The following is a 14,514-nucleotide window of genomic DNA, read 5'->3' as shown; positions in this document are numbered from 1 at the left end:
TTCGCCCTCCACAGGGAATGGCATTCGCCCTCCACAGGGAATGGCATTCGCCCTCCACAGGGAATGGCATTCGCCCTCTACAGGTTTAATATTAAATCCCGTAGCATCGGTGTAATTAGGGTTTGCGCTCAAAAGTCTTTTTTAAGGAGTAGGGGAGTGGGGGAGTAGGGGAGTGGGGGAGTAGGGGAGGAGTAATTTTTTTCCCAACTCTTGCTGAAAATACTAACTTTTTGATTTTTCGGGAACCGTGCATTAAGAGCTGAAAACCTGGTACTTTTAGCAACCTAAAAAGGCTCAAACCTTTAAAGGAAATATCCTAGCACTTTTTTTCTCCTTGTAGGGGCGAATGGCATTCGCCCTCCACAGGGAATGCCATTCGCCCTCTACAGGTTTCATATTCAATCCCATAGCATCGGTGTAATTAGATCAAGATAGTCACAACCAAAACCTTGTAGGGACGTTTTGCTGCGCGACATGTTTGCGTTAGCGCAGCTCCTCTGCAAGAGGCAGCATTCCGGAACGGAAAACGCATTTTTGCCTGTGCAACGTCCCTACTTAGTTGTCTACTGAAATGAAAAGCTCTGTAAATAGGGATTAGGATTTTTCAATAATTAATAGTTACCTCTTCTTAAGAGTTTTCCATTATTAGGACTTACGCAAAATGTGAAGTTATACACCAATTGTAGTGGGCGAATGCCATTCGCCCCTACTAAATATGGTGGTTATGTGTAAGTCCTGATTATGTTTAAACCTGCTGAAACGATTGATTGTTTCAATCCCTAAATAGGGATTAGGGTTTCCAGAGTGTTATTCCTAACCCTGAGAGCATAGCTCAACGTCAAGTTTCAATCCCTAAATAGGGATTAGGGTTTCCAGAGCCAATATGGTACTTGGGTTTTGTAATATAATCATGGTTTCAATCCCTAAATAGGGATTAGGGTTTCCAGAGCCTGATGGGCGGATTGAAAATCATTATTGCAATAAAGTTTCAATCCCTAAATAGGGATTAGGGTTTCCAGAGTAGCTGCTCTGACAAGTGTAGCTAAAGTGATCTTCCGTCACCGTTTCAATCCCTAAATAGGGATTAGGGTTTCCAGAGAGTTCCGATCCAGAACAACGACAGAGTAAGGGTTTCAGATAGGCAAATATACACGCCCCTTTGATTTTATCATCAACAAGGCAAAATTTGCTAAAATTAAGACCCTCAAACCCTCTCCTGGTAAGGCACATACACGGGTCAACGAAAGAATCAGCATTACAGCGATTCTGGGAGGCGTGTATGTGGGGTTCCATGCAAAGATGAAAAACCATTCATTAACCACTCTTAACAACCAAGAAATGACCAAAAACTAATTACTATTTATTTCTCAAGGTTCATAAATGTAAATATACTAACTTCTCCTTTTTTGTTTGTCAAGTAGATAGAAAAATTAATTTTTGACAATACTTTTATCAAATTTCAGTTTTTAATTTTGAATTTATATTCACTACATCAATATTATATAGTATAAGATTGGGTTAAAAAAAATTGTCATTGCAACCGCCAGGGAAGCAATCTCGCGAAACCCCTGAGATTGCTTCCTTCCACTCCGTGACCGTCGCAATGACTTAGATACCGAATTTTGTATAAGTAGTCGTTCAAAATCAATTTTCTATTTTGACACTCCACGGACTAAAGTCGCGTGGATTCTTCAGAGGAGCTGTAAATCGGGTTAAAACCACGATTTCCACATTGCTCGAAACAACCACATTGCCAGTACCGTACCGTAGTACGTATACAGCAGCAGTCCACGCTTACGGTGCCAATTGCCACTACTCTCTCCGGCCATGCATACCATTGAGTCTACTTTTTAAGTTATTAATTAATTATAACACATTTTTTTGACTACGGATTAAAATCCGTCGAGTCGTTTCCATCCACCGCTTAAAAGACGGTGGTTTCCCACTTGCCGAAATTTTACGATGATTCACAATATATATAAATAAAATGTCTGCTAAAGAATCTAAAATCAAATATTATTATGACTAATAAAACAGGGCAAACCACCCTTTTAAGCAATAATCCTTATATAGAATTAAATAATCAAGGCCAAATTATCACACTCCAACTAACACAAGACAATCATATCTTAGGACGCGATCGCCTCCGTGCCGATCTAGTAGTACCTTCAGATTGGTTAGTCATTTCTAGTTATCATGCTATTATCCAGAAAGTAGACGATCGCTACTATATTTATGATGGTGACAGTTATCGACCAAGTACAAACGGATTATTTCTCGACCGCACCCGCATCACTCCATCTGAAGGTCATCTTCTGCAAAATGGCATAGAAATCAAAATCGGTCTCGACCCCCAAAACCAAATCCTGCTCAAATATTTTGAACCAAATAATCCAGTAGCCATAGCATCTTTGCCAAAAACGCGCTCAATATCTTTGCAAGATAGATCGGTGTTACTTGGTCGCGATCCTGATGCCAATCTAGAATTAAATGCTTCTATTGTTTCCCGTCGTCATGCCACTATTGAACCCAATGGTCAGGGTAACTACATTTTACGAGATTATAGTACCAATGGTGTTTTTGTCAATGAGGTGCGGGTTAAAAATACTATTGTTTTGACTGACGGAGCGGTGATTAAAATCGGACCTTTTACTCTCATTCGTCGAGGGGATAACTTGGAAGTATTCGACCCCGGTAACCAAATTCGTCTTGATGCCGATCGTCTCTACAGAATAGTCAGAGACCAACGGGGAAAAACGCGCGTTTTGCTAAACGATCTCTCTTTCGCGATCGAACCGGGGCAGTTTGTGGCTTTAGTCGGAGGAAGTGGCACCGGGAAGTCAACTTTGATGCGAACATTATTAGGAATAGACCCGACAACTAAAGGCAAAGTTTATATTAATGGTGAAGATTTAAGGAATAATTTTAATATTTATCGGACTCAAATTGGTTATGTTCCTCAAGACGATATTATTCATCCAGAACTAACAGTATGGGAAGTATTAAATTATGCTGCAAAATTGCGCTTACCTCCAGATATTAATGTGAAAGAAATAGTCGAAAAAACTCTCGAACAAATAGAAATGACAGAGAGAAGAAATGTATTAGTTAGTCAGTTAAGTGGAGGGCAAAGAAAAAGAGTAAGTATTGGCGTCGAATTATTAGCAGACCCGAAATTATTTTTCTTAGATGAACCGACATCTGGACTCGATCCAGGATTAGATAAAAAAATGATGCAGTTATTAAGAAAGTTGGCAAATCAAGGACGAACAATTATCTTAGTTACTCATGCCACAGCTAATATTAGAATTTGCGATAGGGTAGTTTTTTTAGGTAGAGGTGGGCGGTTATGTTATTTTGGTTCTTCTCGAGAAGCTCTAACTTTTTTCTCTGTAAATACTGGAGACTTTGCTGATATTTACAATGAACTAGAAACCTGTGATGAAAATATCAATGAATGGGTAAATAATTTTCGGCAATCAGAATATTATCGGCATTATATTTCTAATCATTTGAGTATTGATAATTTAAAACCTCCTACTAATTTACCTCCCAAACAACAACCAGCTTCTTTTTGGCAACAACTATTTATTTTAATCGAACGATATTTTAAATTAATTTTCCGCGACCCGATTAATTTAGGTTTAGCTTTATTAACTGCTCCTATTGGTATTGGTTTAATTTTATTTGCAGTTAGAGACAAAAATCCATTAATTGGCGACCCCGAACCTACTTTAGCTCCTTTAGCTTTGCGAGTATTATTTGTATTTACTTGTGCTTGTTTATGGGTTGGTCTTTCGAGTTCTCTGCAAGAAATAGTCAAAGAATCAGCTATTTATATTCGGGAAAGATTGGTAAATTTAGGATTATTTGCTTATCTAGGTTCAAAAGTAATAGTTTTGGGATTATTGGCAATTTTCCAAACTTTATTAATAGCAGCAGTAATTATCTTTGGTTTTGACAGTCCTCAACCAGAATTAATTTCATGGGAAATAGGAGTTAGTATTACTACCTTTTTAACTTTAATAAGTTGTATTAGTCTAGGATTAATGATTTCCTCAATTTTCAAAAATGCTTCTCAAGCTAATAGTGCTTTACCCTTAATCTTGTTGCCTCAGATTATTTTTTCTGGTGTTTTATTTGAAATGACAGGTATAGCTAGTAAATTTTCTTGGGTAATGTTAAGTCGTTGGTCTGTAGCTGCTTATGGAGCATTGGTAAATGTTAATAAAATGGTGCCAGAAGCAACTAAATTACCAGATGGAAGTACCGTTCCATTACCATTTTCTGGTTCAGATGTTTATAATCTTAATTGGCAAAATTTAGGTTTAAGTTGGGGAGTTTTAGGTTTACATTCACTGATTTATTTAGGTTTAACTATTTGGTTTCAGAAACAGAAAGATATTATTTAATAATGGATAATTGATAATGGATAATTGATAATTAATATTATGTCCGGTATAGCCGAGTAGTAGACCGACATATCTAAAATTGTGCAATAGTAGGGGCTGGTTCCGCGTTAAATTAAGGAGTTTAACCATTAGATGAAATAAACCCGCCCCAAAATTTAACGCACTACTTCTATTTGGTTTCAAAAACAGAAAGATATTATATAGGAATCGTTAATGATTTGTGAAAAAAACTTTAGGGGTTTGGTTTCCAAATCCTATTTTTGCTAGGGTTGGGAGATTAAACCTCTGTTATCAGAAACCGGGTTTGTTGTAGGTTAGTTAATATTATGATACTCCTCTACTCCTCTACTCCTTCACTCCCCTACTCCCCTACTCCCCTACTCCCCCACTCCCTTGCTAAGATTGAAACTGCTGTAATAACCAAGTATAAACTTGAGTTTCATTTGTTTGAGGAGTACGCTGAAGTGCTTCCTCTAATACAGAAATGTCTAAACCAGGTAAAACTTGAGACTGATTAATTTTTCTACTACCACCGTCAGCAACAGCAAAAGCAATAATTTCTACATTCTGCACATCAACTATCCAATATTCAGTAATCTTAACTGCTTCATAAAGCAAACGTTTTTCCCCTATATCATCAGCAAAAGAAGTATTAGCAACTTCGATCACTAGAGTTGGTGGAGGATAAATATCCAGATCAATAAAAGAAGTTCCCCAAGGAATGACATCAGCACTTTCCCCAATGTAATAGGAAACGTCAGGTTGAGTTGCTTGATATCCAGTTTTGCGGTAGGTACAATTATCTTTACCATTTAGCTCAATATTTTTAGTGGCAGCAAAGAAAGCAACTGCAGTAATGATAACTGTGTGGTCACTAGCGTGGTCATTTCCTATTGGTGACATTTCTATTCGGAGTCTTCCTTTGTGGTAGTAAACTTTAGCTTTTTCATAACTTGGGTCTTCAAGAGTTTGGATGTATTCTGAGCAAGTTGCTCTTATCCAGGTGTCTGTGGGTAATCGGGTTTGGGTTTGGTTCATGTTTTGTGGGTATATTTTATATTGTGGGTAGGATTCGCGATCGCTCTTTTACAGAAAATTGCTATTATGAACTACAGATATTAAAAATTAAATCTTCCCAGTGCGATTTTTCGGGAACCGTACATCTTGCTCGTGACGGGTGTACCTCATTATAGCAGTTTTCACTTAGGTAGACCACAGTAGTGACGTTCCATGGAACCTCCCTACAAGGGTTTTTGTTATTCAAGGTGTATTCTATCTTTCTGAAAACCGCTATAAGTTGGAACCCGTTGTAAGTTTTTTATTAGCTTTTGTGATTTCTGTGAAACCAATAATATAATGATCACCTTGTAGAAACGTTGGACAGGCAAAAATGCGTTTTCCGTTCCGGAATGCTCCGCAAACATTTCGCGCACGCTATAAGTTTAATGTCAGCTCTTAGCTGAAAACGTTCCTACTCCGCTACATCTAATATTTTTAGATAAATATTTTGAGCTAGGTTGTTGTTTCTTCCACAATTTTCATTTCTGCTTCTGTTAATTTATAAAGTTGATAAACCAGTCTGTCTATTTGTGTTTCTAATTCTGTTGTATCAGGATTAGTTTTAGATTTTTTGGTAGTAATAATTTTGTCAACTATAGATTCAATTTGTATAACTATTTGTTGATTGTCAAATTCAATCGGCAAATCCTTTAAAATTGTTGGCTTTATTTGAGCTAATGTTCTATTAGTCTCCATTGATAATAATCTGTAAAAATATGTCAATAACTTTGAGTTCAAAACTCCAACAATAAATTTATTTGAACAACTTACATTAGTTGCCATAACGTATAATCCATCTGTGGGAAATATCTGATTAATATCTAATGCAGCAATTATTCTGTCTCCAGTAATTACGCCAATAATTTTTTCTGTTTTAAGAAATAATTCTTTGTTTCTGGGTCGGCTCAAAGACCAAAAAGGGTGTTTGCCTTCTTTGACTTCTTTAGAGGTTATTTGATTTCTAAAAGTTTGGAGATAGCTGATTATTTTAGGGATAGATTCAAGAGGATCTATTTTTCGGGTGTAGATAATTTTTTTACTAACATCTTTAACTAGATATTTTTTGACATCCTTACCACCTGTAACAGTAGGAAAAATAAACTCTTTTTCTAGTGAAAATTTAATGATACTTTCCTCATCAACGATAAAAGCTTTTTGCAAAGAGGGAGTAATTCCTCTTTGAATCCCATCATCATCTATTAATTCCTGTAGCTTTGTTTTTTGGTATCTATTCAGAATGTAATACCCATCAATATTTTTAGTGGCAATAATTTGATTCGGTATTTCTAGAAAAGATGATGTTTTTAACTCAGTTAATAAATGATTAGACAATTTTTTATGGCTGCCGATAGAGTATTCACCAACCAGAGAAAGATTACTTATATTAGATGTCATAAGTATAATGCAAGCAGGTCTTGAGACATCTTCAAATATACCATCTCCTAAATTTATAGCTATCTCTAATTGGGATTTTTGGAAAATTTTTGTGCGTAACCTTTCATTGTCAACTTGATATAAAATCACATCTGGAATGATTTGACAAATAATGCCAAATTTTGATTTGAGGGAGAAAGTTAAGTTAATGAAAAACATAAAAGAATCTGTAGTTCTCACAACAATATCAGAATTTATAGTTTTGATATGTTGTAGTTGTTTTTGTTCTATTTTTGCTCCCCAAGGCGGATTACCAATAACCACATCAAACCCAACAAAATCACCATTATCATTCAATACTTCGGGAAACTCAAATCGCCATTCCAAAGAATTTTCATAAACCTTACCACTTTCTATTTCTGCAATTTTAACTCTTAATTTATCAATCTGATTATTCAAATTATCAATTTTTTTCTCTCTGGCTTTTTTTTCAGCTTTTGTTTCCTCAAATAATGACAATTGATTTTTATTCACTAAATCATCAACTTCATACTCTAAATTTCTTAACTTTTTTTTCTTCGGATCTATTCCTTGAAGTGTTGTTCTAAAATTACCTTTAATATCCTGAATCAACCTTTCCATTTCTCGCTTTTGCTGTTTACTTTCAGCACGACGATAAGTTTGCACAGCATTCTGATAACTTTCAATATTCCATTTATTTTTCTTGAAAGCTTGTCGTAAATCAGAATCTAAACCATAACGACTAATCAAAGAATTACCACACTTGATATTAATATCAATATTCGGTAAAGTTTCCAATTCGTAGGGACGTTGCATGGAACGTCCGTACATTTTATAATAAGCATTTTTCAACAGCTCTATCCATAACCGTAACTGACAAATTTTTACAGAATTAGGATTAATATCTACCCCAAACAAACAATTTTCAATAATTGTCTGTTTTTCGTGAAAAATGGCTTCTTGTACTCGTTGACTTTCTTGATTATTCGGATAATACTCAAATAATTTTCCATCATCATCAGTAACTACTAACTCATCATTAACTACAGCAAATTGATAATCTCTCAATGTTTTTCCTTTTCTGTCTAATAAAATTTTCAATTCGCTTTTTATGGCAATAATTTCATTAAGAGCGGAAACTAAAAAATGTCCTGAACCTACAGCGGGGTCGCAAATTTTTAAACTATTAATAATTTGATTAGCTTCCTTTTTATCTGTAATTTTGTCATAAAGTTGTTCAAGATTTTGACAATTCCAACTTTTAATATCGTTAAACTTCTGTACCACGGCTCTACTAATTGTTTCACGACACATATACATAGTAATAAAACCAGGAGTAAAATAAGAGCCATCTTTATAACCATTAATTTTCTCAAAAATTAACCCCAAAACAGAAGCATTAATTAGAGTTTTATTATCTTCTTGAATTGCTTCCGAACCTTCGCTGCTAAAATCGTAAGCGTCGAGAAACTCAAATAAATATTCTAGAGAATTAAGTTCACCTCGACGTTTTTTACCTTGACTATCTTTCAGAACCGTTTCAGAAAAAATAGGCAGTTTTTCCTCTGTCAGATTACTAATAAATATAGTTTGCTGTTCCATTTCCGTTGGCTCAAAAAGGGAACTATTCAAATATGGAACCTTAGCAAAAACTTCTTTTTCCTTGCCCTGGCGATCGCTATATTTTCGAGCCAATACATTAAAGAAAAGATTATTTAATTCCTGATATGTTGGTACTTTTTCTAAATTCAAAAATGCGAAAGAGCTATCCCCTTTATGATAATTAATTAATTGAGCTTCCAGTAGCTTAATAAAAAGGATTCTATTAATCCAAGTTATTACTAACTCTAAACTTATATTGAAAAGTTGCTCTTGATAATTTTCCCCATATTGCTCTGGTTTTTCGAGTCTAGAAATTTTGTATAAACTATCAAGCTGAAAAATTGCCTTTTCTATAAGTGAACCCCGGTTTCGTTGATTTTCTGTTTGACGCTGGATAAGTTTTTTATTAGCTTTTTTGATTTCAGTCAGACCAATAATATGAAGTAGTTCGCCGTAAAATTTTTTATCCAGACTATTACTATCATTAGCAAAAGGTAATTTTAATAGATGCTCTGGAGAAAGTAGTTTATATAAAACTATTAATTTTTTGTCATTTTGGCTTTCTGTACTTTGTAAATAGGTTTGATATTCTCTAATATCGAAGTAAGTAAACGTAATTTCACCTTTAATACTTTCAATAGCTGGTTGAGCAATTTCTCTGTAGAAAAAGTCAGTTTTTCTACCTGTTAATCTTCCTGCCTCAAAATCATGGAATTTTTGCACTAAACTTTTGTCTTGAGCAAAGTATTTATCAAATAATTGAGCATCAAAAATGAACCATTGATAAACATTGGTAGCTACTAAATATTTGATTTCTAGGTTATTTTCTTGTAAACTTTCGCGCAAAAAGTATAATACCAACTCTTGAAATGCTTTAGTATTCAGGTTATTAACTTTGAGCATTTCTTTTGTATTAGTTGGTTTCTTGATTTCTAGTATTATGCCTACATTACTTTTCTGGTCTTTGCTATTGTGAATTACCAAGTCATTTTTCCCCTTTGTGTTGATAAAATGATTTGGTTTGTAGAAAGTTTCTTGTAAAAATTGGGAAATTAAAGTTTTATGAAATTCTTCTGACTCTGCTTCGTTAATTTGCTCTAAAAGTAACTTCAGATTGTCTTTGAATTTTTCAATATTTTTCCTACTAGGTCTAACCTTTAAATATGCTTTATTTAATGCTTTTCTAGGTGGAAGTAAGTTCATTTGTTAAATATAAAATTATATAGCAGTATGAAATAATTTGTGAAAAAAACTGTAGGGGTTTTGTCTCCAAACCCAAGCAAAAATGGGATTTGGAAATCAAACCCCTACCATAATTTAATAAACCACACAAAAAAATGATAACCTTGTAGAGACGATCCATGGAACGTCCCTACTCTCCCACTCCCTACTCCCCTACTCCCTACTCTCCCACTCCCTACTCCCTACTCCCTAAATTATGAAATATTGGCTAATAAAATCAGAACCAAAAACTTACAGTATCTCAGATATGAAACAAGAAAAAACTTGTATTTGGGATGGAGTCAGAAATTATCAAGCACGCAATTTTTTGCGACAAATGAATCCTGGAGATTTAGCATTTTTCTATCATTCTAATACTATTCCTCCTGGCATTATTGGGTTAGTAAAAATCTTAGAAAGTGGCATTTATGACCCCACTCAATTCGATCCAGAAAGTAAATATTACGACCCAAAATCTACTCCTAATACACCTCGGTGGCAAACTGTTTCTGTGGAATTTATAGAAGAATTTCCTAAGTTAATATCTTTAGCTGATTTGAAACAAAAATTTACTGGGGATGAATTATTAGTTGTTAAAAAAGGAAATAGATTATCTGTAATGCCTATTCCTGAAAATGTGGCAGAGAAAATTTTAACAATGAAAGATAATTTATAAGCAAACAGCAGTCATCCATTAGCCATCAGCTATGAGTTATTAACTCATTATCTTGAAAAGATACACTAAGAGACTGTTTTTAAATAATTAATAATTAACAATTAACAATTAACAATTACCTCTTCTTATAAAGAAGATGATTGAGCTAAAGGAATTTTTTTTCTATTTTCTCCATGAATGGAGAGGCTTTATACTTTGATTTTTCGGTAAAACAAGTATTAAGAGAGCTGAGAGTGACTAAAATCTCAAAGAGGTAAGACTTCAAAAGATTAAAATCAGGTAAATGCCAGAGGTGGAAAGGTACATATATTCCTAGATTTTTAAGTGACAAATAGTTGTCTTGATTTCTTCTTTCTTATTACCGAATAATTAAGGTTCAAAGCCTCTCACTCGCCGTGGAGAAACAAGAAAAAATTTTCCTTTTATTCAACCCAATCCGTTTTAGGGAGAGGTAATTATCAATTATTGAACTGTTCCCTTTTTATATTTCCTGATACATTCAATCTCTAATCTCCAAGGAGAATTAAAACTTATTAAGAAACAGTATTCGCCAATCATATTTTTGGAGCATTTCCGCAACAAAAACTCAGTCATAAATTACTTTTTACTTTGTAACTTTTTACTTTTTACTTGTGTATAGTGCCCTCCTCTTTCGGAGGCACCGGGTCATAACCACCTGGATGAAAAGGATGACAACGTAAAATTCTCATAACTGCCATTCTACTACCTTTAAAAATTCCAAATCTTTCTATCGCCTCCATTGCATATTCTGAACAAGTCGGTTGAAAACGACATGATGGAGGTAACATTGGCGAAATTAACATTTTGTAGCCTTTAATTAAATTAATCAGTAATACTTTCATATCCAAATCAAAAGTAAAAGATTTTTGCTAAGGTTCCATAATATTATACTCTGTATCACAGTCATTTAGGCTGTTAATCTTGAATAAAATCATAGTCCGTAATACAGTCATATTGCCCCCTCTATACTGTACCTGATTGAGATGAAATTCCCTATAGATATAATGATTTTCAAAAAGAATGCTATACTTAGGAGACAGTTTAATTATTAAGGTAAGCATTCAGCCGTCAGCTTTTAGCTTTCAGCTAGATTATAATTTCTAAGTCTCGTCTTGAAATCAAAAATTATTATTGATATATTTCAGATAATTTCTAGCATCAATAAAAGCTACTCAGTTAATATAAGTGTTCTTAAACAAATCCTTACTTAATTCATAAAAAAAGCAGAGAGCTGATTGCTAATAGCTGTTTGCGCAGCATTCCGTTTGCGCAGCATTCCGCAGGAAAGGAAATGCTTACTATTAAGTAATTAAGATGAGCTTGTTAAATTTTTTGATAATTATTAGCTAGGAGCGCCTTAATTTTTCTTATGTTTACTTCTCCCCCACTCCCCCACTCCCCTACTCCCCTACTCCCTTACTCCCCCACTCCCCCACTCAAGAAAATGTAGCAAATATTTATCACCCTTAATATTAAACTGTGATACTCTCTTGTTTTGTCAAACACATAGCAATTCCTTTTTCATAATAAGCCGCCTCATTAATAAAAACTGGCCAAACAGGATTTTCTTCCTCATAATAAATTGTTTTGCCATCAAAAGTTAAAAACATTGGCTCACCCGGACTTAATTTTTGATAATCTTTCCCTTCTAATTTAGGATGAATCATTGCTGTTATTTCCCCCTCCTCAGTCTTAGGATAATCCACAACTTTTAAATGTTGATAAACGACAATATCCCCATTTATATGATGTAGCTTACCCTCATTAAAATATTCAACAAAATCTAAACTTGTCTGAACTAATTTTTCTGTTTTTTGAAATAAATCTGCCTGGATAACTCCTTGAGCAATCGGACCTACTTCAATACCAAAACCACGTTCACATATAGAATTTATAAAAGAATTTTCCACTCCTGGATTAATCCAACTATAAACTTTCACATTTGGCTCAACCAAACTTAAATAAGCAGCCATTTTTAAGTTAAAGGGATGATTATTTGCCAAAACAATTGTTAAGCCCATGTTAGCAGTAGTAGTATGTAAATCCAAGATTAAATCAAACTTAGGATTCCCTTTCGGTCCTAACATTTGATTAATAAATTTTGCCCGACTCTCCTCATAATTAGTCTTTGTATTATTTTCTAAATCTTTAACTTGAAAACAACGATTTAAATCTGTATCAACGTATCTTCTAACTAATTTCAATGCTTCAGGATTAGCCAATAATGTTTTAGTCTCAAAATTTGTTCTGCTAATCAAATCTGGAAACTTTTCAAATTTTTTGACAAGATATATTCCTGTAAATTCATTTCCGTGTGTTCCACCAATAATTGCTAATTTATTAATTTTTTCCATCATGCTAAATTATGATTATTCACCGTTACTTAATTCTGGATTTTCTTGAACTAACTCTGATTCTTCAGAGATAGTATTAGGTAGATTTTTATAAAAAGTTTCTAGACTTTGGCGATCGCCTACATAACGCCAATGCCAAGGTTCATAACCAACACCTTTCTCATCATCAACAGGTATCATTTCAAAGCTAAAGTAAGCAGCATTATTTTTTAACCACTGAAAAGCTGCCGTATTTTCAAATTCCACATTTTGGTAAGTTTCAGGTGCATTTTTATCCCCAATATCAACAGCATAACCTGTTATATATTCCCCATAACTTAGAGGTGAAAAATTGACCTTAGAATTTTCCTCAATAGTATTAGTCTCACTTACCAAATCCTCCAAATCAGACTTAGACATAAATCCTCTCAAAGCTACTAAATTAATCCCATCATTTCTAGCAGCATAAAGCATTTTCTGAAACTTTTTTGCTGCATTTATTTGCAATTTAATATCACTATCAGCAACTACATAAGCTAGTTCTATTTCTACTATTTGTGAGTAAGGCAAATCTGCAAGGGGATTTTTCTCAGGCTCAATTATAGGAGTTTCTGTAGTAGAAGAATTAGCTACCTCAATACTATCAGTTTCAGTTTCAGTTGATGAAGCATTAACTTGGTTGAGATTAGATTGAACTTGTAATCCTAGAGTAACTACTCCCACCAAAACTACTATTCCCGCCCAACTCCAAATCCATTTTTTATTGTTAGGTTTAGTTGGGATAATTTCTTCATCCTTTTGGGGGTCTCGCACTGCTTCAGGAATTTCATCCACAACAGTTTCCTGGACTAATGATAAATTGTCTGACAGACTTTCGTTGTTCAAAGCTTCACTCCTGCTAGTGAATTTCAAAATCGTTTTTTATTCTATAGGTAAATCTTGATAAGTCAACATTCCATACCTTTTCACGGAAGTCAAAAGTCGTAGGGGCGAATGGCCATTCGCCCCTACAAAAGCGAGTGCGTAATTCTGAGGTTTCCTACGGGGCGTATCAAAGTGGGGAAGTAATTCCGCACACAGCCCCTCCAGAATGTAAGACACACTCAAGACAGTCAAAAGTTATATTTTTAAGGATCAAAACTTTAACTATACAGTAACTTCAGGAAATTATTTCACATTTAAAGTTTGAAACTATTTGTGACATCTTTAAAGTTAATTAGTACGGAAATAAAAGGTAAGCATTCAGCTATAGCAATCCTCTAATCGGTTGTGGTATTTTGGGAGTATTTAGGAGTTGTAATTTTCAAGGTTTTCAGCTTGTTTTAACTATTATAAAACTTGTTACCGAAATAATTAATAATTAAGCAATTAAATAATTAAATAATTAGATAATTAGATAATTAGATAATTCACGCCTTGAAGCCTCCACTTTCAAGGGTGGAAAAAATAAATATTTTCCCCCTTTGTGTCAATCCTCTCCCTTTTAGGGAGAGGTAATTATCAATTATCAATTATCCATTATCCATTAATGAAGACCAATGCGCGGATTGCTATATAAACCCGGTTTCTAAACTTAAAAAAAATCATAGCCACCCATCACCAACCCCTTTTATATAAAATCCGGTTATACAGTAATTCCAAAACTACTTCTTCATTAAGACAAGTTTTTTATTGAATAGGAATTATATAATTTAATACTTCAAATCCAATATTTCTCCTAACTCCTGTACGGGCGTTAACGATAGTTATGCGAAGCTAACGGCCGTTTCGCGGAGCGACATGTTTGCGGAGCATT

The 14,514-nt window shown here is 34.2% G+C and carries 7 protein-coding genes and 1 CRISPR repeat array; of the genes, 2 read left to right on the top strand and 5 right to left on the bottom strand.

Annotation, left to right across the window (positions count from 1 at the left end):
• Positions 1 to 769: 769 nt before the first annotated feature.
• Positions 770 to 1,099: direct repeats of the CRISPR family, unit length 36 nt; unit sequence GTTTCAATCCCTAAATAGGGATTAGGGTTTCCAGAG.
• Between the two features lie 922 nt (positions 1,100 to 2,021).
• Positions 2,022 to 4,412, top strand: a complete 2,391-nt coding sequence (locus tag ACP6PK_RS28085; RefSeq protein WP_426564635.1) for an ATP-binding cassette domain-containing protein — start codon at positions 2,022 to 2,024, stop codon at positions 4,410 to 4,412.
• Positions 4,413 to 4,808: 396 nt separating this feature from the next.
• On the opposite strand, the gene ACP6PK_RS28080 is transcribed toward ACP6PK_RS28085, so the two are convergent.
• On the bottom strand, positions 4,809 to 5,450 hold the full coding sequence (locus ACP6PK_RS28080) for a Uma2 family endonuclease (RefSeq protein ID WP_426564633.1): 642 nt from the start codon (positions 5,448 to 5,450) through the stop codon (positions 4,809 to 4,811).
• A gap of 474 nt (positions 5,451 to 5,924) precedes the next feature.
• Positions 5,925 to 9,671 (bottom strand): DUF7149 domain-containing protein, encoded by a 3,747-nt coding sequence (locus tag ACP6PK_RS28075; protein WP_426564631.1) that lies wholly within the window; start codon positions 9,669 to 9,671, stop codon positions 5,925 to 5,927.
• Positions 9,672 to 9,906: 235 nt separating this feature from the next.
• Between ACP6PK_RS28075 and ACP6PK_RS28070 the strand changes: the two genes are divergently transcribed.
• Complete coding sequence (locus ACP6PK_RS28070) at positions 9,907 to 10,365, top strand: EVE domain-containing protein (RefSeq protein ID WP_426564629.1); 459 nt, start codon at positions 9,907 to 9,909, stop codon at positions 10,363 to 10,365.
• 626 nt (positions 10,366 to 10,991) lie between these two features.
• On the opposite strand, the gene yidD is transcribed toward ACP6PK_RS28070, so the two are convergent.
• From yidD to ACP6PK_RS28055, 3 genes are all read right to left on the bottom strand, one after another.
• Positions 10,992 to 11,228 (bottom strand): membrane protein insertion efficiency factor YidD, encoded by a 237-nt coding sequence (gene yidD / locus ACP6PK_RS28065; RefSeq protein WP_426564627.1) that lies wholly within the window; start codon positions 11,226 to 11,228, stop codon positions 10,992 to 10,994.
• Between the two features lie 630 nt (positions 11,229 to 11,858).
• Positions 11,859 to 12,740: an aspartoacylase gene (locus ACP6PK_RS28060; protein WP_426564648.1), complete on the bottom strand. Its 882-nt coding sequence runs from the start codon at positions 12,738 to 12,740 to the stop codon at positions 11,859 to 11,861.
• A 15-nt stretch (positions 12,741 to 12,755) separates the two neighbouring features.
• Positions 12,756 to 13,631 carry a M15 family metallopeptidase gene (locus tag ACP6PK_RS28055; RefSeq protein ID WP_426564625.1) on the bottom strand — a complete coding sequence of 292 codons (876 nt, stop codon included), beginning with the start codon at positions 13,629 to 13,631 and terminating at the stop codon, positions 12,756 to 12,758.
• Between the last annotated feature and the right edge of the window lie 883 nt (positions 13,632 to 14,514).

This window comes from Dapis hubbardiae BLCC-M172 (assembly GCF_050016015.1).
Lineage (GTDB): Bacteria > Cyanobacteriota > Cyanobacteriia > Cyanobacteriales > Microcoleaceae > Trichodesmium.
This window is presented reverse-complemented; position numbering and strand designations above follow the sequence as displayed.